Genomic DNA, 25,140 nt, shown 5'->3' on the forward strand with positions numbered 1-25,140 from the left:
TTTCGCAAAATCCCCGAAACAGGAAATCTTATGTCTCGCACGTTTGACAAGTCCAAGCTCCCCAGCCGCCACGTCTCGGTCGGGCCGGAGCGCGCCCCGCACCGGTCCTATTACTACGCGATGGGCATGACCGAGGAAGACATCGCCCGGCCCTTCGTCGGCGTGGCGAGCGCGGGTAACGATTCCGCGCCGTGCAACACAACCTTGAACGCGCAGGCCGATATCTGCCGCGAAGGCGTGATCGCAGGCGGCGGCACCCCGCGCCGGTTCAACACCATCACCGTCACCGATGGCATCGCGATGGGCCATCAAGGCATGAAATCCTCGCTCATCAGTCGTGAAGTGATTGCCGATTCGGTCGAGCTTTCCGTGCGAGGCCATTGTTATGACGCGCTTGTCGGGTTCGCGGGCTGTGACAAGAGCCTGCCCGGCATGATGATGGCGATGCTACGGCTCAACGTGCCGTCGATCTTCGTCTATGGCGGGTCGATCCTGCCCGGCACTCACCACGGCAAGGATGTGACCGTGGTCGATGTGTTCGAGGCGGTGGGGCAATTCGCGGCTGGAAATTGCCCGCTGCAAGAACTGATCGCGCTCGAAAAGGTCGCTTGTCCCGGCCACGGCGCGTGCGGCGGTCAGTTCACCGCCAATACCATGGCCTGCGTGGGTGAGGCTATCGGATTATCTCTGCCGAACAGCAATATGACACCGGCACCTTACACTTCGCGCGAAGAAATTGCGCGGGCGGCAGGCGCGCAGGTGATGGAATTGGTGGCGCGCAACCTGCGCTCGCGCGATATCTGCACCCGCGCCGCATTTGAAAACGCTGCGCGCGTTGTGGCGGCCACCGGCGGTTCGACCAACGCCGCGCTGCACCTGCCCGCCATGGCGAGCGAATGCGGGATCGATTTCGACCTGTTTGACGTCGCCGAAATCTTCAAATCAACGCCTTACATCGCTGACCTGAAGCCCGGCGGGAGGTATGTCGCCAAGGATATGCACGAAGCGGGCGGGGTCTATATGGCGATGAAAACTCTACTTGATGGCGGGTTCATCGATCCCAACCCGATCACCGTGACGGGCAAGACCATCGGTGAAAACCTCGATGAAATCACCTGGAACCCCGATCAAAAGGTGTTCTACGACGTGAAGACCCCGATCACGCCTACCGGCGGCGTGGTTGGTCTTGGCGGCAGCCTTGCCCCTGATGGTGCAATCGTGAAGGTTGCGGGGATGGCACGCTTGCAATTCAGCGGCCCGGCGCGGGTGTTTGAATGCGAGGAGGACGCCTTTGCTGCCGTCGAACGCCGCGACATTGCCGAAGGCTGCGTGATCGTGATCCGTTACGAAGGGCCCAAGGGCGGCCCCGGAATGCGCGAGATGCTGTCCACCACCGCCGCGCTCTATGGGCAGGGGATGGGCGAAAAGGTCGCGCTGATCACCGACGGGCGCTTTTCGGGCGCAACGCGCGGGTTTTGCATCGGCCATGTCTGCCCCGAAGCCGCCGATTGCGGCCCGATTGCGCTGGTCGAGGATGGCGACATCATCAGCATCGATGCCGAAGCGGGCACGATCGAACTTGACGTTGCCGATGACGTGCTGGCTGAGCGGCGCAAGGCATGGCAACCGCGCTCCAATGACTATCAGGCGGGCGCTTTGTGGCGCTATGCCCAGAATGTCGGGCCGGCGCGCTATGGAGCACTGACCCATCCCGGCGCGAAGGCGGAAACCCATGTGTTTGCGGATATCTAGCGCCGCCTTATTGCTTGCGCTGACGGCGTGCGGAGCGGAAAGCCCGCCTCCGCCGGGTGACATCGTCGATTGCGCGATCGGCGCGGGCGCGGATTTGTCGCCGGTTTGCACGCTGGAACTGGTGGCCGGGACGCAGGACATCGTGATCCATCACCCTGATGGCGGGTTCCGGCGGCTTTCCCGCGACCTCGCCACTGGCACACTGGCTCCGCTTGACGGAGCGGAGCCGCTAGTGCCGGAGCCCGGCACGGGCGGCACGGTGCAATTCGCTATTGGCGAAGATCGGTACAGCATTCCGCCCGATCTGCTGGAACCCGCTCAGCCGTGAGCGCCGCGCAAGTCCTCACGACTGTGCAAATGCGCGCTGCCGAACAGGCGCTGTTCGATGCGGGGATGAGCGTTGTTGAATTAATGGAAGTGGCGGCAAGCGGCGCGGCGGAATGGGTCCGGCGCGTCGCCGCGGGGCGCAGTGTCACGGTGCTGTGCGGCCCCGGCAACAATGGCGGCGATGGCTATGTTATCGCAAGGCTTTTGCGCGATGCTGGCAATGCCGTCACCGTTGTCGCTCCGCTTGAACCCACGACCGATGCGGCCAAGGAGGCGCGCAGGCGTTGGGGCGCTGCGACCATGCAAACGGGCGCGGATGGCGATGTGCTGGTCGATTGCCTGTTCGGTTCCGGCCTGACCCGTCCGCTGGAAGCCGAACACGCGTTGTTACTGCGCGATCTGGCGGCGCGGCACCGCTATCGTGTCGCGGTGGATGTGCCATCGGGCATTGCATCCGATAGCGGCGCAGTGCTGAACGAGCGGTTCCCCGGCTTTGATCTCACGCTGGCTCTCGGCGCGTGGAAATTCGCGCATTGGAGCCTGCCGGGGCGTGCGCTGATGGGGCAGTTGCGGCTTGTGCCGATCGGTATCGCGCCAACCGAGGGGGCGGCGCAGATCATCACGCGCCCTCGCATCGCCGCTCCTGCCGCAGATAGTCATAAATATATCAGAGGCCTGCTGGGCGTTGTTGGCGGTACCATGCCGGGGGCGAGCCTGCTGGCCGCCGCCGCTGCGCAACGTGCCGGGGCGGGCTATGTCAGGCTGCTCGGTCGCGCAGCCGATCCGCGCACGCCGCCCGATCTGGTGGTCGATACCACGCCGCTATCCGAAGCATTGGCCGATCCGCGCATGGCGGCGGTGCTGGTCGGGCCGGGGCTGGGGCGCGATGGCGCGGCGAAAGCGGCGCTGGGTGAGGCTTTGCGACGGGCGCAGACGCTGGTGCTTGATGCCGATGCGCTGGTGCTGCTCGCGCCAAATATGCTCGCGCGCGAGGTGCCAATGCTTGCCACCCCGCATGATGGCGAGCTGGAAACGCTGTGCCGCACGTTCGGGGTGATTGCCGAGGGGCGGCAGGCCCGCGCGCTGGCGCTCGCCAAGATGACCGGCATGGTGGTGCTGGCCAAGGGGCCGGACACGGTCATCGCCGCGCCCGATGGCAGGCTGGCGATCGGCACGCCTGCGCCAAGCTGGCTCTCGGTCGCGGGCACGGGCGATGTGCTGGCGGGGATAGCAGCGAGCCGGATGGTCACCGGGACCGATCCCTTCACCGCAGCTTGCGAGGCGGTGTGGCTGCATGGGGAGGCCGCGCGGCGATCTGGCCCGGCTTTCACCGCGTCACAGCTTGCCGAACGGGTATCAGAGGCGCTAGCGGCCTGTCGATGAACGCTAGCGGCAGCATTTCCGAACCCATCATCCGCCTCGCCGCCAAGGGAGACGGCGTTGCCGCATCGGGTCGCCATGTGGCTGGCGCAGTGCCGGGCGATGCGGTGGACGCGGGCGGGGCGATCACGCCGGGGCCGCACCATGTTGCGCCCGCTTGCCGCCACTTTGCAACCTGCGGCGGATGCCAGCTGCAACACGCCGATGACGCGGTGCTGGCTGATTTCGTGCGCGACCGGGTGGTGAATGCCGCCAAAGGGCAGGGGCTTGAGCCTGCCGAACTGCTGCCTGTCCACCTTTCGCCGCCCGCCAGTCGCCGCCGCGCCGGGTTGCATGGGTTGCGCACCGCCGGGGGCGCGGTGCTGGGCTATCGCGAAGGCGGATCGCACCGCGTGGTCGATCTGGCCGAATGCCCTGTGCTGCACCCCGCGCTGACCGCGCTGATCGCGCCTTTGCGCAAGTTTGTCGCGGCGCATGGGCCAAAGGTGATGGTCGGGATCGACCTGACGCTCGCCGATCAGGGCGTGGACGTAAATCTTGCGCACTTCCCGCTTGAAGGGCTGGGGCCGACCGAAGCCGCGCTCGATTGCGCGCGTGAACAGGGCCTTGCGCGGCTGAGCATTGATCAGGGCTATGGCCCGGAAACCGTGTGGGAGCCTGAGCCCTCCACAGTAACGCTTGCCGGGGTGCCGGTCAGCCTGCCAGCGGGTGCGTTCCTGCAGGCGACCCACGATGCCGAGGCCCGGATGGCCGCCGATGCCGCAGACTGGCTCGGCAGCGCGCGGTTGGTGGCCGATCTGTTCGCCGGGCTGGGCACCTTTGCCTTTGCGCTGCGGCAGGGACGAAAAGTGCTGGCGGTTGAGGCCGAGCGTGCGGCGCATCTGGCCTGCAAATCGGCCGGTGCACAGTCGGGCGGAGGCGTGCTGGCGCTGCACCGCGATCTGTTCCGCAATCCGTTGCAGCCTGAGGAATTGAACCGCTTTGATGCCGTGCTGCTCGATCCCCCGCGTGCGGGCGCACGGGCGCAAGTGGCTGAAATCGCGGCGAGTACGCTGGCGCGGGTGGTTTATGTCAGCTGCAACCCGTCAAGCTGGGCGCGCGATGCGGCGACGTTAACGGCCGCCGGGTTCAGCTTGACCAAACTGCGCCCGGTCGGGCAGTTTCGGTGGTCCACCCATGTCGAATTGGTGAGTTATTTCGAGCGTTAAGCGCGTAATGCGCTGAGGATTTCGGCCTTCAGCCAGTCACGATGTTCTGGCTCAACATAGGCGTGGCCTGCCCCGTCGCAGCGCCGGATGCGCGGGTCGGATGGGTTCCATGCGCTCTCGAATACCTGCGCGGTTCGGTCCGCGGTGGCGAGCAGGATGCGGACATCGCCAGCAAAGCCTGCCAGCCCCGCGCGCATTTCCTCGGCCAGCGTTGATGGCGGCGGGGCAGGGCGCAGCGAACGGGTGAGACCACGCGCCAGCTTGCGCAGATCAACCCCGCCGCCCAGCAAACGCGCAATTTCGCGCGGGTTTTTGAGCTTTTCGAGATAGCGCGCGCGGATCGCTGCGGGGGGCGGGGTGGTATCATCCTCGGCCCCGTCGTCTTGCTCAATCGTCCACGGGTTTGACAATATCAGCCCATCGCATCCCGCACCGCCTGCCAGCATCAGTGCCGAAGCAGCATCGCAATTGCCGAAAGCGACCACGCGGGTGATCTGCGGGGCCATCGCCCGGAATGCGTCGAGCGCGGCGGCGATATCGTTCGCGCTTTTGCGAAATCCGCGGTTTTCGCCCTCGCTGTCTCCCACCCCGCGTCGGTCGAACCGGAATACCGGGAACCCGGCGCGGGCAATGCGCGCGGCGAGCTGCGCCTGCCCACCAAACGCGCCGCTGCGGATTTCATTGCCGCCGCTGACGATCAGCAGTCCGCAGGTGCCCGGCGCGGTGTCGAGCGTGCCCGCCAGCGTCTGGCTGCCGCAGCCGAAGGTGAGCGGGAGGCGGGTCATGCCAGTGCCTCGATGATGATTGTAGCCAGAGCGTCAGCCTGCGCGGCGTCTTCGGCAGGTTCGGCGCGCAGCCACAGGCCGGGGCCGCCGAGTTCCAGCTGCGCGATACCGTGCTGACCGGGGGCGAGGGCGGGTTCTGCGATCTCCAGCGCCGCAATCATTGCCGCGCCCAGGTGCCAGCCGCCGAGCGTTAGCCCCTCGCTTCGGCCGATGGCCAACAGCTCGTCAGAAGTCTCTGAAATCCCGGCCTCACGCGCAGCAATAGTGCGGGCGCGGATCATGCCGCGCAGCAGTTTGGGGCCGGATTGCGGAGCATAATGCCACCCCGGCAGCCCCGCCGGGGCCAGCATTGCACCTGCGCGGATCGCCAGCACATGGGTCGCGGCAAAGCTGGTGGCGGCAATATCGGCAGCCCTGCGCCAACCCTCCAACGTCTGATCCGCGAGCGGGGCGAGGCTTTCATTGCAACCGGGCAGATCGGGCAGAAAACTGTCGATTCCGGCTGCATCGAGCCGCCGCATAACCTCGACCGTAAAGCGCCGCAGCTTGTTTGCCTCGTCAAACCATGCGGGCAATATCAGCACCCGAGCCGGGCGGCCCCGGTCGAATGCCAACAGCAGTTCTTCACCCGCAATGCTGCCATCAAGGGCCGGAATGTTCCACGTGAAACTCACGCAAGCACGGGCTTAAAGGGGGTCAAGAGTGGGTCTGGAGGGGGTCTAGCTTGGCACGCGCAAATGCCCGCAGCCCGCCATAGGTTTCGAGCATTTCGCCATCCACATCGTCATCTTCGATCACAATGCCGAACCGGTCTTCCATTTCGGTAAGCAGGCCCGCCACCGCCATCGAATCGAGTTCGGGTAAGTGGCCAAACAGCCCCGAATACGCGTCAAACGCAGCCGCCTGCGCCGGATCAAGGCCCAGCACATCGGCGATCAGCGTCTGCAATTGCTGGTCGAGCGCGGCTTCGTCCAATTGGCCATCAATGATTGGCGTGATGCTCATTGGGGTACCTTGATCCCTGTCTCCAAGCTTGGCCGCGGGGCTTAGCCATGCGCGCGCGCGGGTGCAAGTATTGCGGGCCTGTTAGGCGCGCAGCCCCGCCAGCATTCGCTTGGCCAGCGGTGCCCAACTTCGCCGCTGTGCCGGGTCGAGACAATCGATGCGATAGCGTGGGCGCACGTCCTCCATCCAATCGGCCTTGTAGCTTTGATGACCAGTGCCGAAATCGACCAACTCGACCCGGTCGATGTCGATCACGTGGGCAAACAGCGCCGCGCTTAACGTGGTGCCCGCCGATAGTGGCTTGTAGCTGTCAAGATGGGCGAGCTTGTGGATGTAGGCAATTGAATTTTCTACCGTCCAGCATTGCGCTGCCACCGCCACGCCGTCGACCCGTGCCACACCAAGCCGCAATCGTCCCGCCGCGCCTTCGGCCTTGGCAAAGGCGCGCAGCATTGCAGGGTGATCCTCGGCGGGTTTCCAGCTGGCGGCATAGATTGCCTCGTATTCATCCCACACGTCTACATCGAAGCGGGTGAGCACCTGCGTTTCTACCTTTTTGGCCTTGCGTTTCAGCGTGGTGTGCAATTGTCCGGGGCGGCTTTCCCAATATTCGGCAAAGCTGCGTCCGCGCAAGGGGAGGACGTGGTTGGTGTCCGATTCCTCGACGCTGACGCGCCACCCGGCCGTGCGAAACGCCTGCGCCAGCCGCTCGGCCGAGCCACCCTCCCCCGGCACGGGTTCGAGCGTGACGCGCCAGCCGCGTGTTTTCAGATCCTTGGCGATCACGGCCAACAGCCGGTCGCCCGCCGCGCCTTCAGGAGCCAGCGCGCGCCAGGTGAAGCTGTACCAATTACGCAAGGGGGTGATCCGTCCGCCATCCTCGGTCAAAGCCATCGCGGCGGTGCTTTCGCCGTCGCTGGCAGTGGCGATCAGCGGCGTGATGCCGGTATCGGCGATCAGCGCAAACCAATCGGCGCGGTCAAACGGCGCAGCGCCTGCGCCCGCAGTGAGGGCTTGCAAGACGTTAACGCTATCGTGATACCGCGTTTCGATCACTGAAAGAATACTCCTGCCGATGCCCACCACGCCCGATCCTTCCCCGCGTCCGCTCGATCACTTGGCCGAACTGGCCGGGGCGATGGGGCATGGGGAGCGCCCGGCGCTGCGCTTGCGCGACGCCACGCTTAACCACAATCAGTTAAGACAGCGTGTTGCTGTGCTGGCCGGGTGGCTGGCCGGGATGGTGCCACACAAGGGCGCGCGGGTGGCAAGCTGGGCGGCGAAGGGCGAACTCACCTGCCTGCTGCCGCTGGCGGCGGCGCGTGCGGGGCTGGTGCACGTGCCGATCAACCCGCTGCTCAAACGCGCGCAGGCGGCGCATATTCTCGGCGATAGCGGGGCGCGGCTGCTGATCGGCACGGGTTCGCGGCTGGCTTCGCTGGAACCGGGTGATCTGCCACCGGGCTGCGCGGCGCTGGGCGAGGGTGAGGCGTTGGCGGCGGCTGCCACGACGGGGCGCGAACTTGGCCCATCTGCGGCTGATCCCGATGATCTGGCGGCGATTCTCTACACCTCGGGTTCTACGGGGAAGCCCAAGGGCGTGATGCTCAGCCATGCCAATATGTGGCTCGGCGCGGTGAGTGTGGCGCATTATCTTGGGCTGGCAGCGGATGATGTGACGCTGGCGGTGCTGCCGCTGTCGTTTGATTACGGGCAGAACCAGCTGTTTTCGACTTGGTATGCTGGCGGTTGCGTGGTGCCGCTCGATTTCCTGTTCCCCAAGGATGTGGCCAAGGCCTGCGCAAAGCATGGTGTAACCACGCTGGCCGCCGTGCCGCCGCTGTGGGTGCAACTGACCGAGATTGACTGGCCGGATGAGGCGCGCGCGCCGCTGCGGCGGTTGACCAATAGCGGCGGGGCGTTGACGGTTGATCTGGTCACGGCGTTGCGTGGGATGTTCCCGGCGGCAAAGCTGTTCCCGATGTATGGTCTGACCGAGGCGTTCCGATCAACCTTCCTCGATCCTGCTCTGGTCGATTCGCATCCGACTTCAATGGGTAAGGCAATACCCATAGCAGAGATTCTGGTTATCAATGATGCAGGCGGCATCGCGGCTGATGGCGAGGAGGGTGAGCTGGTGCATTGCGGCCCGCTGGTGGCGCAGGGTTACTGGCAAGACCCGGCGCGCACCGCTGAACGGTTCAAGCCTGCGCCCGCAGAGTCCACCTATGGCGGCACTGCCGTGTGGTCAGGCGACAGGGTGCGGCGTGATGCGGATGGATTGCTCTATTTCGCCGGACGGCGCGATGCGATGATCAAGAGCGCGGGCAACCGCATCAGCCCGCAGGAGGTTGAAGAGGCGGCCCTTGCTACCGGGCTGGTGGCGGAAGCCGTGGCGCTTGGCGTGGCGGATGCGCGGTTGGGCCAAGCGGTTCATCTGGTGGTGCGCGGAGCGGGCGAGGATGAGGCGCGCGCGGAGCTGCCGATCCGGCTCAAGCGCGAATTGCCCAATTTCATGCAGCCGCAGATGATCCACTGGCGCGATGCGATGCCGTTGAACCCCAATGGCAAGATTGACCGCACCGTTTTGCAGGCTGAACTCACACAGGAATTTGCACAATGAAGCCCGTTGGCCCGATCCCCGCCGGTTACACCGCGATTGATGGAGAACTCGCCATCGACGGGCGGCGTGTCAGCGAATTGGTGGCAGAGGCGGGGCGCACGCCGCTGTTTGTCTATTCGCGCGCGCATCTCGATGCCCGCGTCGCCGCATTGCGCATGGCGCTGCCCGCACGGGTGGGGATCAATTACGCGGTCAAGGCCAATCCGCATCTGGCGGTGATCGGCCATATGGCGGCGTTGGTCGATGGGTTCGACATTGCCTCGTCGGGAGAACTCGGCCTTTGCATCGCTGTCAGGATTGATCCTGCGCGCATCAGCTTTGCCGGGCCGGGCAAGCGCGATGATGAGTTGGAGGCGGCGATTGCGGTCGGGGTGACGCTCAATTGCGAAAGCGCGGGCGAGGCGGCGCGCGCGCTCGCCATCGGGGAGCGGTTGGGCAAGGCGCCGCGCATCGCGATCCGGGTCAATCCTTCGTTCGAACTCAAGGGATCGGGCATGAAGATGGGCGGCGGGGCCAAGCCGTTCGGGGTGGACGCCGATCAGGTGCCCGCGCTGGCCCGCCATGTCATCGCCGCAGGGGCCGAATGGCGCGGGCTGCACATCTTCACCGGCAGCCAGGCGCTGAGCGCAGACGCGATCATCGAAGCGCAGGGCAACGTGTTGGAACTGGCTGCAAAACTGGCAGGGGATATCGGCCAGCCCTTACCCAAACTGAACATGGGCGGCGGGCTGGGAATCCCCTATTTCCCCGGCGATACGCCGGTCGATCTGGCGCGGGTCGGCGCGGCACTGGCCGAGCGGGTCGAGAGCCTGCCTGCGGTGCTGGCCGAAACCGAATTGTGCATTGAACTCGGGCGTTATCTGGTGGGCGAAGCGGGCGTCTATCTCACCCGGATCATTGATCGCAAGGTCAGCCACGGGGTGACTTATCTTGTTACCGATGGCGGGTTGCATCACCAACTGGCGGCGTCGGGCAATTTTGGCACGGTGGTGCGGCGCAACTATCCTTCTGCGATTGCAACGCGTTATGGCGCGGAGCCGACAGAGGAAGTCAACATCGTTGGCTGTCTGTGCACCCCGCTCGATCGGCTCGCCGATGCGGCTGCGATGCCGGAGGCGCAGGTGGGCGATCTGGTCGCGGTGTTTTGCGCCGGGGCTTACGGGGCAAGCGCATCGCCGGCCGCCTTTCTCGGCCACGGCCCGGCGGCGGAAATGCTGGTGTGAAGTGCACCGGCCGCGCCGCGCGTTAACCCGCGCAAATCCGCTGTCCCGGATCGGGATGGGGCCGCATTTGGCGCTCTATAACTAACATTATATTCACCAATTTCGACGACAAGCGATCCTCAGCGCAGAACCATGTGTCGCAGGTCGCTCCTGCGGCGTGCACATGGCCCTCGCGAACTTTGGCCAAGGACTTGTGCGTCGATGTTTACTTTCCCGTCTCTCCCCCGTTTGGCGACCCTGAGCCTGTCTGCGCTGGCGCTTGCCGCCTGTGCCGCCGGGGGCAAGGAACTGCCGCCTGCGAATTATTCGAGCACGGAAATCGCGCCGAGCGAGGAATACACCATCGGCCCGCTCGACGAGATCACCATCCACGTCTGGCGCAACCCCGAACTTTCCGCCGACAAGGTGCGCGTGCGCCCCGACGGGCGGCTCACCATCCCGCTGGTGCAGGACATTCCGGCGGTGGGCAAAACCAGCACCGAATTGCAGGAATACATCGCGGGCGAGTTGGCGAAATATATCGAACAGCCGATCGTCTCGGTGATCGTCAACACGCCCGAGGGCAATTTTACCCAGCAGGTGCGGATCATCGGCGCGACCGGGCAACCGGCCTCGCTGCCATTCCGCGCCAACATGACCGTGCTCGACGCGATGATCGCCGTCGGCGGCTTGAACGAATTTGCCGCAGGCAACCGCGCCAAACTGATCCGGCTTGATCGCGACAGCGGTGAACAGGTCGAATATCGCCTGCGCCTGTCGGATCTGATCCGTCGCGGCGATGCGACCGCCAATGTCCTGTTGATGCCGGGGGATACGATCATCATCCCCGAAAGCCGGTTCTGACGGAGCCGTTGCACCCATGAGCGAGATATTCGACGAATTGCGCGCGGCGCTGTGGTCGGTCTGGCACCGGCGCTGGATCGCGATTGCGGTCGCGTGGGGCGTGTGCCTGCTGGGCTGGCTGGTGATCGCGATGATCCCCAATTCGTACGAATCCAAGGCGCGCGTTTACGTTGATGTGCAGGATGTGCTGTCCAAACAGCTCGGCATTGCTGGCGACGGCAAGGAAGAAATCATGCGCGTGCGGCAAACCTTGTCGAGCGCCAAGAACCTCGAAAAGGTGATCACTGCCACCCGGCTGGGCGAAGGCATCACCGAACGCGGTGCGCTGGACACCGCGATTGCCGAGCTGGAAAAGAAGGTCAAGGTGACGAGCGAGCAGGATAACCTGTTCGAAATCACCGCCCAAATCGGTCGCCGCGACCTGTCTGACGCGGAAAACGCGGTGCTGGCACGCGATGTGGTGCAGAAACTGCTTGATATCCTGCGCGAAGAACACGTCATCGGCAACCGCACCGGGATCAGCACAGCGATCGGCGATCTTGATCGGCAGCTGGACGAACGCAAGCTTGAGCTGGAACAGGCCGAACAACGCCGCCTGGCGTTCGAAGCGCAATATCCCGAACTGATCGGCGGGTCGGCGACGCTTTCGAGCAAGGTGCAGCAGGCGCGCGCCGAACTGCGCGATGTCGATGCCAACCTGGCCGCTGCGCAAAGCGCGCTGGCGGCGATTTCCAGCCAGTTGGCCACCACCCCGCGCACCTTGGCGGGAGGCCGCGATGCCACCGGCCCGCGCGCCGCGTTGCAGCAGGCGCAAACCCAGCTGGCAGAACTGCGCGCACGCGGGCTGACCGATAATCACCCTGATGTAATTTCCACCAAGCGGCAGGTGGCGATCCTGACGCAGCAGGCCGCCGCAGCTGGTGATGATGCCGGCGGCACGCCCAACCCGGCGCATTCTTCGCTGATCGCGATCCGCAGCGAACGGCAGGCCGGGGTTGAAGCCTTGCAGGCGCGCCGCGCCGCTTTGCAGAGCAATTTTGCCGCATTGATGGCAAGTCAGGCGAGCGAGCCGACCGTTGCCGCCGAAGCCAACCGCATCAGCCGCGATTACGACGTGCTGCGCCAGAATTATGAAAAGCTGCTGCAAGACCGTGAGGCGCTGCGCACGCGCGGGCAGGTTGAGGACAAGGCCAGCCAGTTCCGTTTCGATGTGATCCAGCAACCCGGCGTGCCGCAGAAACCGGCAGCACCCAATCGTCCACTGCTGCTGTTTGGCGTGCTGATTGTCGGGTTCGGCGCGGGCGCGGCTGCGGCCTATGGGCTGAGCCAGGTGAAATCGAGCTTTGCCACGGCGCAAAAGCTGGAGCGCGCGTTTGATCTGCCGGTGATCGGTTCGATTTCGCTGACGGTATCCGATGCCGCGCGGGTGATTGAACGCAAGCGGCTGAAGCAGTTTGCCGGGGCCTGCACCGGGCTGGTGGCGATGTTCGTGGTGCTTGTCGCCATTGAAATCATCGCTGTCGGAACGATTGCATGAGGGTGGGGGCAATCCGATGACCGAACAGAGCAAGATCAACCGCGAAGGCGCAACGCCTGCGTCGCTGTTTGAACGGGCCGATGCCGCGTTCGGGCTTGGCCCGGTGCGCGTGCCGCAGGTGCCGCCGGTTCCCGAACCACAACGCCGCGCGCCCACGCCGCAGCCGCAACCGCCGCAGCAAAATGCAGCGCCAGTCGCTGCGCCTGCCGCTCAGCCGCAACCCGCCGCGCCTGCTCCCGCCCCCTCTCCAACCGCGCCGCGTGCCGTGGCGTTTGGCGGCCCGGTTGTATCGATCGACCGCGATCACCTGCGCGACGAAGGCCTGATCGTGCCTGAAGACCCGGTGACAGGCCTGTTGGAGGAGTTCCGGATCGTCAAACGTGATCTGCTCGCCGATGCGCGCGCGGGCGATACCCCGCTGGCGCGCCGGATACTGGTATGTTCCCCGCATCAGGGGGAGGGCAAGACCTATTGCGCCATCAACCTTGCGATTGCGCTGGCGGCTGAACGCGGGCTGGAAGTGCTGTTGGTCGATGCCGATGTGGTCAAGCCATCGGTGGCGAAGCGGCTGGGGATCGAAGCCGAACGCGGCCTGATGGATGCGCTTTCCGATCCCGCAATCCTGCCCGAAAAGCTGGTGATTGCGACCGATATTGACGGCCTGTTCGTGCTGCCTGCGGGCACCGCGACATCGCTCGACGCCGAATATCTCGCGAGCGCGCGCACCGGTGAAGTGCTCGACCGGCTGACGCAGGGCGCGCCGGACCGGATCGTGATTTTTGATACCCCGCCCGCGCTTGCCGCGTCGGCGGCCGCCGAACTTGCCGCCCATGTCGGGCAGGCGTTGCTGGTGGTGCGCGCCGACGAAACGAGCCGCGCCGCGCTGGAAGATGCGCAGCAATTGCTGTCGGCCTGCGGGGATATCAAATTGCTGCTCAACGCTGCGCGCTACAGCCCTTCGGGTCGGCGCTTTGGCTCTTACGGGGCCAAGGGGAAATGATGATGCGTGGGCGCTCGCTTTGGTCCGCACTGATAGCTGCTGCCGCAGCCGTGGCGGGTGCCTGCCCGGCAGTCGCGCAGGATCAGGGCCAGGCCTTTGGCGGTAGCGAGGACAGCGCGGGCACGCGCCGCGCCGCAGTGGTGCAGCCCTATATCGAAGTTTCGCAGATCATCTCGGCTGAATTGACGCCGGGTGATGATGTGTTGACCTATACCCAGGTCGCCGCCGGGGTCGATATCAACGTGCAGGGCCGCAACAGCGGCGTGGCGGTTTCGCTGCGCTATGAGCGCAACATTTCCTACGGTGATGACGATGTTGATTCCGACACCATCAGCGGGGTCGCGCGCGGCACGCTGGCGGTGATCCCCAATGCGCTGAGCTTTGAAGCGGGCGGCCTCGCCGCGCGCACGCGGTTTGATGGCGGCGGCGGGACAACCAATAATCCGCTGCCAAGCGAGGATGCCGAAAGCCGGTTCTACAGCGTCTATGCCGGGCCAAGCCTCAACACCCGCGTCGGCGGTGTCGATCTGCAAGGAGTGGCAAGGGTTGGCTATAACCGCTTTGAAAACGACGATTTCCTGGTCAACACTCAGGGCGAAAGCGTCGATGTTTTCGACGATAGCGTGACCTATCTTGGGCAGATCCGGGCCGGGGTCAGCCCCGACGTGGTGGCGCCGGTAGGCCTTGCGGTGACCGCCGGCGGATTTCAGGAAGATATCGGCAACCTCGATCAACGCGTGCGCGATCTTTACGTGCGCGGCGATGTCACCTTGCCGATTTCGCCCTCGCTCGCACTGGTGGCGGGTGCGGGTTATGAAGATGTCGAGATTTCCAGCCGCGATGCGCTGCGCGATACCAACGGCGCGCCGGTGATTGATGCCAATGGCCGGTTTGTCACGGATAAATCTGCGCCGCGCCGGATTGCCTTCGATGTCGATGGCTTGCTGTGGGACGTGGGCGTGCTGTGGCGGCCCAGTTCGCGCACCAACCTTCAGGCTTCGGTCGGGCGGCGGTATGATTCCACCACCTATTACGGCACCTTCACCTACGCCCCCAGCCAGCGCAGCAGCTTTGCGGTGTCGGCCTATGATGGGGTGACGGGGGCTGGCGGCGTGCTCAATAATGCGCTGGCCGGGCTGTCGAGCGATTTCGAGGCGATTCGCAATCCGGTGACCGGCGATTTCGGCGGGCTGGTGACCGGCACCGATGGCATCGCCACGATTGGCGGGCTGGGTTCGGTGCGATCAGCGGCGTTCCGCGGGCGCGGGGTGCGCGCGTCCTATCAACGCCGGATCGGGCGCACCAGCGCGTCGCTCGGCGCAGGCTATGACCGGCGCACCTTCATAGCGGCGGCGGGCACGGCCTTGTCGCCAGCCAACGGCCTGACCGACGAAAGCTATTACGTGATCGCGGGGCTTGCGCGGGACTTGGGCGCGAATGCCAACATTTCGACCAATGCCTATGTCAACTGGTTCGATTCTGCCGGTGTCAATAATGATGTCACCGCCGTGGGTGTATCAGGGGCCTATAATCGTTCGATCACCCGCCGCCTGACGGGCCGCGCGGCGATTTCGGTCGATTATTTCGACAGTGAATTCACCGCTGAAGATTTCGCCTTTGCCACCGCGCTGGTCGGCCTGCGCTACAATTTCTGACGGGGAGCATCTGCGCCATGTATGAACAATATTATGGGTTTAGCGAGCGGCCTTTCCAGCTTACGCCCGATCCGCAATTCTATTTCGAAAGCACCAGCCACAAGAAGGCGATGAGCTATCTTGGCTATGGCCTGTCGCAAGGTGAAGGCTTCATCGTCATTACTGGCGAGGTCGGCGCGGGCAAATCGACGCTGGTGGCGCATCTGATGGAACGGATCGACCCGGCGGCGCTGACCGTGGCGCAGGTTGTGACCAGCGCGCTCGATGCGGACGAAGTGGTGCACGTCGTCGCGCAGGCATTCGGGCTGGCGGTTGAAGGGCAGGACAAGGCCAGCGCATTGGGCGCGATTGAACGGTTCCTGCAGGACGAAGCCCGCGCGGGACGGCGATGTCTGCTGGTGGTCGACGAATGCCAGAACCTTGATCTGAGCGCGCTTGAAGAACTGCGGATGCTCTCCAACTTCCAGCTCGGTTCGCACCCGCTGCTGCAAAGCCTGCTGCTGGGCCAGCCGGAATTCCGCCGCACGGTTGCGCATCATCCCGATCTGGAGCAGCTGCGCCAGCGGATCATCGCCTCGCACCATCTCGCACCGCTGGATGCGGACGAGGTTGAACATTACGTGCGCCACCGGCTGATGCATGTCGGCTGGAGCGAACGTCCCGGCTTTGCAGAAGGCCTGATCGACGCGCTCTATCGCCGTACGGATGGCATCCCGCGCAGGGTCAATCAGGTGATGAACCGCCTGCTGCTGCTCGGCGCGATCGAGGAACGCGGCGAATTGACGCTGGCGATGCTGGATGAGGTGATGGCGGAAATGGCTGCGGATCAGACCCGCGGCGCGCAGGGCAACGCGGGCGATCTGAGGGCAGCCCCGGCTGCGACTGCCGTGCCTGACTGCCCCGACAGCCTGCCCGCCACCGAAGTCGCCGCGCTGCTTGCCGCCCGTGATGCGCGCACCGCCGAACTTGAGGCCGCGATCAGCGAATTGCAGGCCGCCGGGACGGGTCAGCGCGATGCAGCGGGCGATCCGCTCTCACCCGACGACGCGCGCATAGCCGAAGCCCAGCTTGCAGAAGCGCTCGAACGGATCGAGGCGCGGCTGGAGGAGCAGGAACAATCCTTCCGCCACGTGCTGACCATGCTGATCGAATGGCTTGAGGAAGACCCGTCGCGCGAGGCGGCGTGAACCATGAACGCTCCGTTTCACCCCTTACCCGATCCTGATCCGGAGGTGCAGACCCCGGTAATCCCATCAATCGTCAATGGCTTGTCGGTTGATGTTGAGGATTGGTTTCAGGTCGGCGCGTTCGAAAACGTGATCGCGCGCGGCGAGTGGGAAAGCATCCGCACGCGGGTGGAAGACAATGTCTATCGGGTGATCGATCTGCTTGCCGAGGCTGATGTCAGGGCGACCTTCTTCACGCTTGGCTGGGTGGCGCAGCGGCATCCGAACATGATCCGCCGGATTGCCGATGCCGGGCACGAACTTGCCAGCCATGGTTATGATCATGCGCGGGTGTTCACCCTTGATCGCCCCGCCTTTGCCGAGGATATCCGCAAGGCGCGCGAAATCATCGAGGATTGCGCTGGCGTGGCGGTGACAGGGTATCGCGCGCCGAGTTTTTCGATCGACCACCGCACCCCCTGGGCGTTCGCTGAACTGGCCGCGCAGGGCTATGCCTATTCGAGCAGCGTCGCCCCGGTGGCGCATGATCACTATGGCTGGCCTGAAGCCCCGCGCTTTGCGTTCCGCCCGTTGTCGTGGTCATCGCTGGTCGAACTGCCGGTGACCACCGCGCTGCTGGGCGGCAGGCGCGTGGCGGCGGGCGGCGGCGGGTTTTTCCGGGTGCTGCCCTATGCCTTTTCGCGCTGGGCAATCCGGCAGGCCAACCGCGAGGAGGGCCGTCCGGCGGTGTTCTATTTCCACCCGTGGGAAGTCGATCCCGATCAGCCGCGTATGCCGCACGCGCCGATGCGATCACGCCTGCGGCACTATACCGGGCTTAGCCGGATGGCGGGCAAGCTGCGTGAGCTGGTGAATGAATTTCGCTGGGGCCGGATGGACATGATCGCCCACCGCGAATCCGCGCGCGCCGGGGAACTGGCACCGCTCAATCCGCCTGCGGATCACGCCGTATGAACGCGCCGTTGAATGCCGCGCCAAGCCTGCGCATGGCCGATTTTGGCGATGCGAAGGACGTGCGCCGGATCGAGCGTTTCGTCAACGAAGCGCGCGCCAGCCTGTTCCACCGCCCGGCATGGCTCAAGGCGGTCGCGGCGGGCACAGGGCAGCGCGCGGCGGGCATTGTCATCGAACGGATGGGCATCATCACCGGCTGGCTCCCGCTGACCGAAGTTCGCTCGCCGCTGTTTGGCAAGGCGCTGGTATCGAGCGGGTTCGGGGTCGGCGGCGGGATTTGCGCTGGCAGCGATGAAGCGGCGCGTGCGCTGGCTGAGGCTGCGGCGTGCTATGCGCGGCGCGCAGGCTTTGCGGCCATCGAACTGCGCGGCGGGCCGATCCCCGATGGCTGGAGCCAGTGGAGCGACAAGCATTGCGGGTTTGAACGCGCGCTGGCTGACAATGACGAGGCCGAACTCACTGCCATCCCGCGCAAGGCGCGCGCCGAAGTGCGCAAGGGGCTGGGCTTCGGCCACCGCGTCACCATCGGGCGCAGCATGGCTGATCTGGCCGCGCATTACGCCTGTTACAGCGCAAGCGTGCGCAACCTTGGCACCCCGGTATTCCCGCGCGCGCTGTTTGCCGCGATGCTGGAAGCCTTTCCGGGAAGCAGCGACATTCTTACCGTGTGGGACGGCGATACCCCGCTCGCCAGCGTGCTCAGTTTTTACCACGATGGCGCGGTGATGCCGTTCTGGGGCGGGGGCAGCCACGCCGCCCGGCCCGCGCGCGCCAATGAGCTGATGTATTACGAATTGATGCTCCACGCGCGGCGGCAAGGCATGGAGCGGTTCGATTTCGGGCGTTCCAAAACCGGCAGCGGGCCGTTTGCGTTCAAGAAGAACTGGGGCTTTGTCCCGCAACCGCTGACCTATGGCGCATGGGCGGCTTTTGGCGCGGCGGCGCGCAATATCAATCCCACCGACGCCAGCTATTCCCGCAAGATTGAATTGTGGAAGAAGCTGCCACTGCCGGTCGCCAATACAATAGGGCCGTGGATCGCGCGCGGGCTCGCGTAATGGGGGAAATCCTGCTCCTCACCCACCGCGTGCCGTTCCCGCCGGATCGCGGCGACCGCATCCGTTCGCACCATTTACTCAAGGCGCTGGCGCGGCTTGGCCCGGTGCACGTCGGATGCTTTTCCGATGGAGACAGGGCGGGGGAGGCGGCGCTTGCGCAAGTTGCCGCGTCGCACTGCATCGTCCCGCGCACCAAACCGCTGGCGCTCGCCGGGATTGAGGCGGTGTTGGCGGGCAAGCCGGTCAGCCTCACCGCGTTCCACAGCCGCAAGCTTGCAGCATGGGTGCGAGCGACAATCGCCGATCGCAACATCACCGCCATCACCGTGTTCTCCGGCCAGATGGGGCAATATGTCCCGGCTGACTTTGCGGGCCGGGTGATGATCGACCTGTGCGATGTCGATAGCGCCAAATTTGCCAGCTATGCCGAAGCGGGCGAGCGGGTGTGGCTCAATGCGCGTGAGGCACGGCTGCTTTCTGCCGAGGAACAACGGCTCGGCCAGCGCGCCGATGCGACGCTGCTGATTTCCGAGGCGGAGGCGGCGCTCTATCGCAGCCGCCTTGCCGACCCGGCGCGGGTGAATGTGCAGGTAATCGGCAACGGGATCGACGCTGCGTTTTTCGATCCTGCCAAGGTCACCCCGCACCCGATCATCGCAGGTCTGCCGGGGCCGCATTTCGTCTTTACCGGGCAGATGGATTATCGTCCCAATGAACAGGCGGCGCTATGGGTAATCGAAGCGCTGATGCCGAAACTGCGCGCGCTTTACCCCGCCGCAATGTTCCATATTGTCGGACGCAATCCCACTGGTAAGCTGATGGCGCACCACGGCACCCCCGGCGTGCAGGTGTGGGGCGAAGTGCCCGACGTGCGCCCGTTCCTCGCCGCTGCCGACATGGTGCTCGCCCCGCTGCTGATCGCGCGCGGGGTGCAGAACAAGGTGCTCGAAGCGATGGCTATGGCGCGCACGGTCGTGCTGACCCCCGACGCTTCTACGGGAATTGCGGCTGAGGACGGCGCGCAGTGGATCATCAGCCCGCCCGATCCTGATGCCATGTGCGCCCGGATCGCGCCGCTGCTGGCCGCCCCTGATGCGCGAGCGCAAATGGGCGCGGCGGCGCGGCAATTCGTGCTCGATCAACATGGCTGGGATGCGATGCTGGCACCACTTGCGGGGCTTGTCGGCAGGGGCGGGGAGGGTGCGCGCCATGCCGCCTGAACCTGCCGCTCTGCCCGCAAGCGCCGCCGCCCGGTTTGATCGCATTGCGCCCGCGTGGCGCACGCCGCTGCTGGCTCTGGCTGCGGCTTGGATAACGCTGATCGCGGCCACCGCGCCTAGCTGGGGTGAGATGCTGCATCAGTGGTGGAATATCGACACCTATAACCATTTGCTGTTGGTGCCGTTCATTATCGGCTGGCTGGTGATGTTGAAGGCGGGCGAGCTGGCGCGGATTACCCCGCAGCCGTTCCTCCCCGGCCTTGCGCTGGTCGCCGCAGCGTTGGCGCTGTGGTGGGCGGGGCGCGCGGCTGACATCAACTTGATCGCCCATGCCGGGGCGGTTGGCGCGGTGCAGGCGGCGGTGCTCACCGTGCTTGGCTTGCGCGCATCGGCCCTGCTGGCGCTGCCACTGGCGATGGGGGCGTTTCTGGTGCCGTTTGGCGACGAGATCATCCCGCCGCTGCAATTCATCACCGCCGATATCACCGTCGCGCTCACCCGCTGGAGCGGGGTGCCTGCCAGCATTGAAGGCATTTATATCAACACCCCCGCCGGGCTGTTCATCGTCGCCGAGGCCTGTTCGGGGGTGAAGTTTCTGATTGCGATGGTGACTTTGGGCGTGCTGGTCGCCTTCACCCGCTTTGCCAGCTGGCGGCGGCGGGCCGCTTTCCTTGCCGCCTGCATCATCATTCCGATCCTCGCCAACGGGGTGCGCGCCTGGGCGACGGTTTATATCGCGCAATATGTCGGGGCCGAGGCTGCGACCGGGTTCGATCACATCGTCTATGGCTGGATATTCTTCGCCGTCATCGTCGCCGCGTTGCTGGCGGGCGCTTGGCGGTTCTTTGAACGCGAGCCGGAGGACTATGGCTGGACGGCTGACGCGCTGACCACTTGGCACTGGCTGACCCGCGCCGAAGGCCTCAACATCGCGCCGACTGTGCCCGCGTTGGTGATCGCAGGCATGGCCGCGATTGCTGCGCTGGCCGCCATGCTTTAGGCCCGCGCGCTATGTGCGGAATTGCCGGGATCTTTCATGCCGAAACTCCCAAGCCGGTTGATCCGGCGCGGGTAGAACGGATGTGCGATGCGCTCGCCCATCGCGGGCCGGATGGGGCAGGCGTGTGGACCGATCACGGCGTCGGGCTGGGCCACCGCCGCCTCTCGATCATCGACATCGCCGGATCGCCGCAGCCGATGCATTCGGCAGACGCGCGCGCGGTGATCGTGTTCAACGGCGAAATCTACAATTTCCGGGAGCTTCGCAGCGAGCTGGAGCAGGCCGGTTTCACCTTCCGCACCAATGGCGATACCGAGGTGATCCTCGCCGCGTGGCAGCGCTGGGGGCCGGATTGCCTTGCGCGGCTCGACGGGATGTTCGCTTTCGCGCTGTATGACCGGGATAAACGCCAGCTGTTTCTGGCGCGGGATCGCTTTGGGGTGAAGCCGCTGTTTCTGGCGCACCTGTCGGACGGCAGCATCGCCTTCGCCTCGGAACTGAAGGGCTTGCTCGCGCACCCACTGCTGCGCCGCCGGGTCAGCCCGCAGGCGATTGAGGCCTATATGACATGGGGCTATGTCCCCGATAGTCATTCGATCCTGGCAGGGGCAGAAAAGCTTCCGGCAGGGCATTTTCTTTCGCTTGAACAAGGCCGTGCGCCGGGCCGTCCGCGGCGCTGGTATGACATCGACTTCACGCAGCGCGAACGTGGGAGCGAGGCCGATCTCTCCGCACAGCTCGTCCACCGCCTGCGCGAAGCGGTGCGGTCGCGCATGGTGGCCGATGTGCCATTGGGCGCGTTCCTTTCAGGCGGGGTGGATTCGTCCGGGGTTGTCGCCTTGATGAGCGAGGCGAGCAGCCAGCCGGTGCAGACCTGTTCAATCGGCTTCGATGTCGCCGCCTATGATGAAACCAGCTACGCCCGCCGCGTCGCCGCGCGGTTTGGTGCGGATCATCAGGAACGTATCGTCGCGACCGATGATTTTGGCGCGATTGATACACTCGCCGCGATGTTTGATGAACCCTTCGCCGATGCCTCGGCGCTGCCGACATGGCGGGTGTGCCAGTTGGCGCGTGAACGGGTGACGGTGGCGCTATCGGGTGACGGCGCGGATGAGGCCTTTGCCGGATACCGGCGGCAGGTGTTCCACCATCATGAAGAACGCGCGCGCCGCGTGCTGCCTGCCGCATTGCGTGCACCGTTGTTCGGCACGCTGGGGAGGGCATGGCCAAAAGCCGATTGGGCACCGCGCCCGCTGCGCGCCAAGGCGACGCTGCTGGCGCTCGCTGAAAGCGGCGAGGCTGGCTATGCACGCGGGCTTTCCGTCACCACGCCAGAGGCGCGCGCCGCGCTTTATTCCGACAGCTTTACCGCCAGCCTCGGTGGGTTTCGCGGCGAGGATGAGCTGATCGCGTTGATGCGCAATGCGCCGGGCCGCTCGGGCCTCGACCGCGCGCAATATGCCGACCTCACCTTCTGGATGCCCGGCGATATTCTCACCAAGGTTGATCGCACCAGCATGGCGGTCAGCCTTGAGGCGCGCGAACCGCTGCTCGATCACCGCCTAGTGGAATTCGCCGCGCGCCTGCCCGAGGGGATGCGGGTGAAGGGCGGTACCGGCAAATATCTGCTCAAGAAATCGCTCGAACGCTATCTTCCGCAGGACATTCTCTACCGGCCCAAGCAGGGGTTTGTGACCCCGATTGCCGAATGGCTGCGCGGGCCATTGGCGGGTGCGGCGCGGGGGATTGCCAGCAGTCCCGCTATCGCACAGTCCGGGTTCTTTGATCCGCAAGCCGTTGCTGTGATGGCCGAAGCGCATATCGCGGGCCGCGCCGATCATTCGCGCAGCCTGTGGCAATTGCTGATGCTGGAAAAGTCGCTGTCGCAGCTTGGGGTAAGCGGCTGAGAGTTTACCCCTCAGCCCCGTGGCCCATCGCCATATATTCATCGGACTGCATTTCATTCAACCGGCTTACCGTGCGTTCAAATTCAAACGCCCCATCGCCCGCCTGATACAACGCCTCCGGCTCGGCGGCGGCGGTGGTGAACAGCTTCACGCGGTGTTCGTAAAGCGCATCGATCAGCTTGGTGAAACGGATCGCCTCGTTGCGGTTCTCCGGCCCCATCTTCGGAATGCCGACGAGGATCACCGTGTGAAACGCCCGCGCAATCGCGAGATAATCCGCCGCGCCGCGGTTTTCGCCGCACAGCTTCTTGAAGCTGAACACGCCCACGCCCTTGAGGCATTTTGGCACAAACAGGGTGCGCCCGCCGCCCAGATCGAGTGCGCCGCTAGGCACATGGGCCGCGTCTTCCGGTTCAAAGTCGGTCAGGCGGAAAAACGCCTCACGCACCTGCGCGGTCGCCGCATCGCCCATCGGCGTGTGCCAAGTTGCCAGCCCGCCTATCCGGTCGAGCCGGTAGTCGGTCGGGCCGTTGAGGCTCAGCACGTCCATGCGTTCCTCGACGAGCGCGATGAACGGCAGGAACAATGATCGGTTGAGGCCGTCTTTGTACAGGTCGCGCGGCGGACGGTTGGAGGTGGTGACGATCACCGTGCCGCTTTCCATCAGCGCGCCGAAAAAACGTCCCATGATTGCGGCATCGGCAGTATTGGTGACGACCATCTCGTCGAAGGCGAGACAGCGCAGACCTGCCGCCATGTCTAACGCGACGGACAGCAGCGGGTCTTTGCGCTCGGCCTTACGCGCTTCGGCGATGCGGCGGTCGACTTCGAGCATGAAGGCATGGAAATGGACGCGGCGCTTGGCGGTGATCGCCAGCGTCTCGACGAACAGGTCCATCAGCATCGATTTGCCGCGCCCGACCCCGCCCCAAAGGTAAACACCGCGCGGTTCGGGCGTTGCGGCGGAGGTGCCGGTCAGCCGCGCGAACAAACCCTGCTTGGGCGGGGGCGCCTCTAACTCGCGTTGCAACCGGTCAAGCCGCTCGGCCGCCGCGCGTTGATCCGAATCGGCGCGCAGTTCTCCACTGGCAATCAGCGCTTCGTAGCGCGCGAGCAACCCGGTCACGCGCGCGGCTGCATCTTGCGCACGATGCCTGAGAAGGATGCGACGATATCGCCGTCCTGCTCCACCATCCCGCGCACGAACACCAGTTTGCCGGTTTCACGCACGATTTCGGTCACGGCGTCCAGCGGCCGCGTTGGATCGCCGCCACCGACGAACTGCGTCGAAAGTTCCAGCGTAACCGAAGGCCCGGCGTTCCCGCTGCCCAGCGTGTGCATGGTGGTGAACAGCGAGATGTCGATCAGCGACAACGTCACCGCGCCGTGGATTATGCCTTGCAGGTTTTCGTGATGGCGCTGCGGGAACATTCGAAGCCGAGCTTTTCCATCGGGATCAACGCGGGTGATGAGCTTGCCCATCACCGCGCCGTTGAACAGCGTCGGGTCTTTCAGGTTCCAGTGCCGCCAGCCGGGGTTGTCCGGGTCTGGCCCGTGCTCGAATACGTCGTCTCTCAATGTCACCGGATCAGATCGCCCGCTCAGCCAGCATCTTCTTGGTTTCGGCAATCGCCTTGGCGGGGCTTAATCCCTTGGGGCAGACATTGGCGCAGTTCATGATGGTGTGGCATCGATAAAGGCGGAACGGATCCTCCAGATCATCAAGCCGTTCGCCGGTCATTTCATCGCGGCTATCTGCCAGCCAGCGATAGGCCTGCAGCAGGATCGCCGGACCGAGAAACTTATCGCTGTTCCACCAATAGGACGGGCAGGCGGTCGAGCAACAGGCGCACAAGATGCATTCGTAGAGGCCATCAAGCTGTTCGCGCTGCTGCGGCGATTGCAGCCGTTCCTTGCCACTCGGCGTCGGGGTGACGGTTTGGAGCCACGGACGGATCGAGGCATATTGCGCGTAGAAATGGGTGAAATCGGGCACCAGATCCTTGATCACGTCCATACTGGGTAGCGGGGTGATGCGAATCTCGCCCTTCAGGTCTTCGATTGCGGTGGTGCAGGCGAGGCCGTTCTTGCCGTTCATGTTCATCGAACACGAACCGCAGATGCCTTCGCGGCATGAACGGCGGAAGGTCAGTGTCGGGTCAATCTCGTTCTTGATCTTGAACAGCGCGTCGAGCACCATCGGACCGCATTCATCAAGGTTGATTTCGAACTTGTCGTAACGCGGATTCTGGCCGCTGTCGGGATCGTAGCGATAGACCTTGAACGATTTCACCCGCCCCTTCCCATTGGCGCCTGATGCTTTGTGCACCTTGCCAGCGGGGCTGATTTTCGAATTCTTGGGGAGAGTGAAGGTCGCCATCATGTGATCCCGTTGTGATTTGCCCCCTATCTAACGTTTCATCACACGCTGGCAAGCGGGCCGTGCCTGCCATGTGTTGCAGGGTTTCGAACG

Annotated in this window: 23 protein-coding genes; 16 read left to right on the plus strand and 7 right to left on the minus strand. The window is 64.7% G+C overall.

All coding sequences use genetic code 11. The annotated features are described in order from the left end of the window. Positions 1–30 precede the first annotated feature (30 nt). The 4 genes from ilvD to ABIE62_RS05995 are packed head-to-tail and all read left to right on the plus strand — an operon-like array spanning position 31 to position 4,667. Complete coding sequence (gene ilvD, locus ABIE62_RS05980) at positions 31–1,752, plus strand: dihydroxy-acid dehydratase (RefSeq protein WP_354324387.1); 1,722 nt, start codon at positions 31–33, stop codon at positions 1,750–1,752. Further along, a complete protein-coding gene (locus tag ABIE62_RS05985; protein ID WP_354324389.1) occupies positions 1,733–2,080 on the plus strand; it encodes a hypothetical protein in 348 nt (115 codons plus the stop codon). The genes ilvD and ABIE62_RS05985 overlap by 20 nt, the downstream gene beginning before the upstream one ends. Beyond that, the gene (locus ABIE62_RS05990; protein ID WP_354324390.1) at positions 2,077–3,462 is read left to right on the plus strand and encodes an NAD(P)H-hydrate dehydratase; all 1,386 of its coding nucleotides are present in this window, start codon (positions 2,077–2,079) and stop codon (positions 3,460–3,462) included. Before ABIE62_RS05985 ends, ABIE62_RS05990 begins: the two co-directional genes overlap by 4 nt. Further along, positions 3,459–4,667, plus strand: a complete 1,209-nt coding sequence (locus ABIE62_RS05995) for a class I SAM-dependent RNA methyltransferase (protein WP_354324392.1) — start codon at positions 3,459–3,461, stop codon at positions 4,665–4,667. The genes ABIE62_RS05990 and ABIE62_RS05995 overlap by 4 nt, the downstream gene beginning before the upstream one ends. Here the strand turns inward: ABIE62_RS05995 and ABIE62_RS06000 are convergent. The 4 genes from ABIE62_RS06000 to ABIE62_RS06015 all read right to left on the minus strand — a co-directional run bounded on the left by ABIE62_RS06000 (position 4,664) and on the right by ABIE62_RS06015 (position 7,513). Further along, positions 4,664–5,452 (minus strand): hydrolase 1, exosortase A system-associated, encoded by a 789-nt coding sequence (locus ABIE62_RS06000; RefSeq protein WP_354324393.1) that lies wholly within the window; start codon positions 5,450–5,452, stop codon positions 4,664–4,666. The two genes, ABIE62_RS05995 and ABIE62_RS06000, sit on opposite strands and share 4 nt — an antisense overlap. Next, the gene (locus ABIE62_RS06005) at positions 5,449–6,126 is read right to left on the minus strand and encodes an alpha/beta hydrolase family protein (RefSeq protein ID WP_354324395.1); all 678 of its coding nucleotides are present in this window, start codon (positions 6,124–6,126) and stop codon (positions 5,449–5,451) included. The genes ABIE62_RS06000 and ABIE62_RS06005 overlap by 4 nt, the downstream gene beginning before the upstream one ends. Before the next feature lie 22 nt (positions 6,127–6,148). Next, entirely contained in the window at positions 6,149–6,457 is a 309-nt protein-coding gene (locus tag ABIE62_RS06010) for an acyl carrier protein (protein ID WP_354324396.1), read from the minus strand. An 81-nt stretch (positions 6,458–6,538) separates the two neighbouring features. Then, positions 6,539–7,513: a GNAT family N-acetyltransferase gene (locus ABIE62_RS06015; protein ID WP_354324398.1), complete on the minus strand. Its 975-nt coding sequence runs from the start codon at positions 7,511–7,513 to the stop codon at positions 6,539–6,541. Between the two features lie 19 nt (positions 7,514–7,532). On the opposite strand from ABIE62_RS06015, the gene ABIE62_RS06020 reads away from it, so the two are divergent. The 12 genes from ABIE62_RS06020 (at position 7,533) to ABIE62_RS06075 (ending at position 22,667) form a co-directional block, all read left to right on the plus strand. Further along, entirely contained in the window at positions 7,533–9,080 is a 1,548-nt protein-coding gene (locus tag ABIE62_RS06020; protein ID WP_354324399.1) for an acyl-CoA ligase (AMP-forming), exosortase A system-associated, read from the plus strand. After that, positions 9,077–10,303: a pyridoxal-dependent decarboxylase, exosortase A system-associated gene (locus ABIE62_RS06025; protein ID WP_354324401.1), complete on the plus strand. Its 1,227-nt coding sequence runs from the start codon at positions 9,077–9,079 to the stop codon at positions 10,301–10,303. Before ABIE62_RS06020 ends, ABIE62_RS06025 begins: the two co-directional genes overlap by 4 nt. 201 nt (positions 10,304–10,504) lie before the next feature. Beyond that, entirely contained in the window at positions 10,505–11,146 is a 642-nt protein-coding gene (locus ABIE62_RS06030) for an XrtA/PEP-CTERM system exopolysaccharide export protein (protein WP_354324403.1), read from the plus strand. Between the two features lie 16 nt (positions 11,147–11,162). Beyond that, positions 11,163–12,683 carry an XrtA system polysaccharide chain length determinant gene (locus tag ABIE62_RS06035; RefSeq protein ID WP_354324405.1) on the plus strand — a complete coding sequence of 507 codons (1,521 nt, stop codon included), beginning with the start codon at positions 11,163–11,165 and terminating at the stop codon, positions 12,681–12,683. A gap of 16 nt (positions 12,684–12,699) precedes the next feature. Beyond that, positions 12,700–13,683, plus strand: a complete 984-nt coding sequence (locus ABIE62_RS06040; protein ID WP_354324406.1) for an AAA family ATPase — start codon at positions 12,700–12,702, stop codon at positions 13,681–13,683. 50 nt (positions 13,684–13,733) lie between these two features. Continuing rightward, positions 13,734–15,338 (plus strand): porin family protein, encoded by a 1,605-nt coding sequence (locus tag ABIE62_RS06045; protein ID WP_354324408.1) that lies wholly within the window; start codon positions 13,734–13,736, stop codon positions 15,336–15,338. Between the two features lie 17 nt (positions 15,339–15,355). Then, complete coding sequence (locus tag ABIE62_RS06050; protein WP_354324410.1) at positions 15,356–16,525, plus strand: XrtA/PEP-CTERM system-associated ATPase; 1,170 nt, start codon at positions 15,356–15,358, stop codon at positions 16,523–16,525. Between the two features lie 3 nt (positions 16,526–16,528). Further along, a complete protein-coding gene (locus tag ABIE62_RS06055) occupies positions 16,529–17,479 on the plus strand; it encodes an XrtA system polysaccharide deacetylase (protein ID WP_354324412.1) in 951 nt (316 codons plus the stop codon). Continuing rightward, a complete protein-coding gene (locus ABIE62_RS06060; RefSeq protein ID WP_354324413.1) occupies positions 17,476–18,537 on the plus strand; it encodes a FemAB family XrtA/PEP-CTERM system-associated protein in 1,062 nt (353 codons plus the stop codon). The genes ABIE62_RS06055 and ABIE62_RS06060 overlap by 4 nt, the downstream gene beginning before the upstream one ends. After that, positions 18,537–19,757: a TIGR03087 family PEP-CTERM/XrtA system glycosyltransferase gene (locus ABIE62_RS06065; RefSeq protein ID WP_354324415.1), complete on the plus strand. Its 1,221-nt coding sequence runs from the start codon at positions 18,537–18,539 to the stop codon at positions 19,755–19,757. The genes ABIE62_RS06060 and ABIE62_RS06065 overlap by 1 nt, the downstream gene beginning before the upstream one ends. Continuing rightward, a complete protein-coding gene (xrtA, locus tag ABIE62_RS06070; RefSeq protein WP_354324417.1) occupies positions 19,747–20,757 on the plus strand; it encodes an exosortase A in 1,011 nt (336 codons plus the stop codon). The genes ABIE62_RS06065 and xrtA overlap by 11 nt, the downstream gene beginning before the upstream one ends. Before the next feature lie 11 nt (positions 20,758–20,768). Beyond that, complete coding sequence (locus tag ABIE62_RS06075) at positions 20,769–22,667, plus strand: XrtA/PEP-CTERM system amidotransferase (protein ID WP_354324419.1); 1,899 nt, start codon at positions 20,769–20,771, stop codon at positions 22,665–22,667. Positions 22,668–22,671: 4 nt separating this feature from the next. On the opposite strand, the gene zapE is transcribed toward ABIE62_RS06075, so the two are convergent. Genes zapE through ABIE62_RS06090 form a run of 3 tightly spaced genes read right to left on the minus strand, consistent with a single transcriptional unit; the run spans position 22,672 to position 25,047 of the window. Next, complete coding sequence (gene zapE / locus ABIE62_RS06080; protein WP_354324422.1) at positions 22,672–23,793, minus strand: cell division protein ZapE; 1,122 nt, start codon at positions 23,791–23,793, stop codon at positions 22,672–22,674. Beyond that, positions 23,790–24,251 (minus strand): PaaI family thioesterase, encoded by a 462-nt coding sequence (locus tag ABIE62_RS06085; protein WP_354324424.1) that lies wholly within the window; start codon positions 24,249–24,251, stop codon positions 23,790–23,792. Before ABIE62_RS06085 ends, zapE begins: the two co-directional genes overlap by 4 nt. Before the next feature lie 4 nt (positions 24,252–24,255). Next, positions 24,256–25,047 (minus strand): succinate dehydrogenase iron-sulfur subunit, encoded by a 792-nt coding sequence (locus ABIE62_RS06090; RefSeq protein ID WP_354324524.1) that lies wholly within the window; start codon positions 25,045–25,047, stop codon positions 24,256–24,258. Positions 25,048–25,140 lie beyond the last annotated feature (93 nt).

Source organism: Porphyrobacter sp. MBR-155 (assembly GCF_040547625.1).
GTDB lineage: Bacteria > Pseudomonadota > Alphaproteobacteria > Sphingomonadales > Sphingomonadaceae > Erythrobacter.

Excerpts from the sequence above, each read along its gene's own strand:
- ABIE62_RS06040 (WP_354324406.1), top strand. The coding sequence starts at position 12,700 with ATGACCGAACAGAGCAAGATCAACCGCGAAGGCGCAACGCCTGCGTCG.
- ABIE62_RS06055 (WP_354324412.1), top strand. The coding sequence starts at position 16,529 with ATGAACGCTCCGTTTCACCCCTTACCCGATCCTGATCCGGAGGTGCAG.
- xrtA (WP_354324417.1), top strand. The coding sequence starts at position 19,747 with ATGCCGCCTGAACCTGCCGCTCTGCCCGCAAGCGCCGCCGCCCGGTTT.
- ABIE62_RS06035 (WP_354324405.1), top strand. The coding sequence starts at position 11,163 with ATGAGCGAGATATTCGACGAATTGCGCGCGGCGCTGTGGTCGGTCTGG.
- ABIE62_RS06065 (WP_354324415.1), top strand. The coding sequence starts at position 18,537 with ATGGGGGAAATCCTGCTCCTCACCCACCGCGTGCCGTTCCCGCCGGAT.
- ABIE62_RS05985 (WP_354324389.1), top strand. The coding sequence starts at position 1,733 with ATGTGTTTGCGGATATCTAGCGCCGCCTTATTGCTTGCGCTGACGGCG.
- ilvD (WP_354324387.1), top strand. The coding sequence starts at position 31 with ATGTCTCGCACGTTTGACAAGTCCAAGCTCCCCAGCCGCCACGTCTCG.
- ABIE62_RS06030 (WP_354324403.1), top strand. The coding sequence starts at position 10,505 with ATGTTTACTTTCCCGTCTCTCCCCCGTTTGGCGACCCTGAGCCTGTCT.
- ABIE62_RS06060 (WP_354324413.1), top strand. The coding sequence starts at position 17,476 with ATGAACGCGCCGTTGAATGCCGCGCCAAGCCTGCGCATGGCCGATTTT.
- ABIE62_RS06050 (WP_354324410.1), top strand. The coding sequence starts at position 15,356 with ATGTATGAACAATATTATGGGTTTAGCGAGCGGCCTTTCCAGCTTACG.
- ABIE62_RS06075 (WP_354324419.1), top strand. The coding sequence starts at position 20,769 with ATGTGCGGAATTGCCGGGATCTTTCATGCCGAAACTCCCAAGCCGGTT.
- ABIE62_RS06020 (WP_354324399.1), top strand. The coding sequence starts at position 7,533 with ATGCCCACCACGCCCGATCCTTCCCCGCGTCCGCTCGATCACTTGGCC.
- ABIE62_RS06010 (WP_354324396.1), bottom strand. The coding sequence starts at position 6,457 with ATGAGCATCACGCCAATCATTGATGGCCAATTGGACGAAGCCGCGCTC.
- ABIE62_RS06090 (WP_354324524.1), bottom strand. The coding sequence starts at position 25,047 with ATGGCGACCTTCACTCTCCCCAAGAATTCGAAAATCAGCCCCGCTGGC.
- ABIE62_RS05995 (WP_354324392.1), top strand. The coding sequence starts at position 3,459 with ATGAACGCTAGCGGCAGCATTTCCGAACCCATCATCCGCCTCGCCGCC.
- ABIE62_RS06000 (WP_354324393.1), bottom strand. The coding sequence starts at position 5,452 with ATGACCCGCCTCCCGCTCACCTTCGGCTGCGGCAGCCAGACGCTGGCG.
- ABIE62_RS06025 (WP_354324401.1), top strand. The coding sequence starts at position 9,077 with ATGAAGCCCGTTGGCCCGATCCCCGCCGGTTACACCGCGATTGATGGA.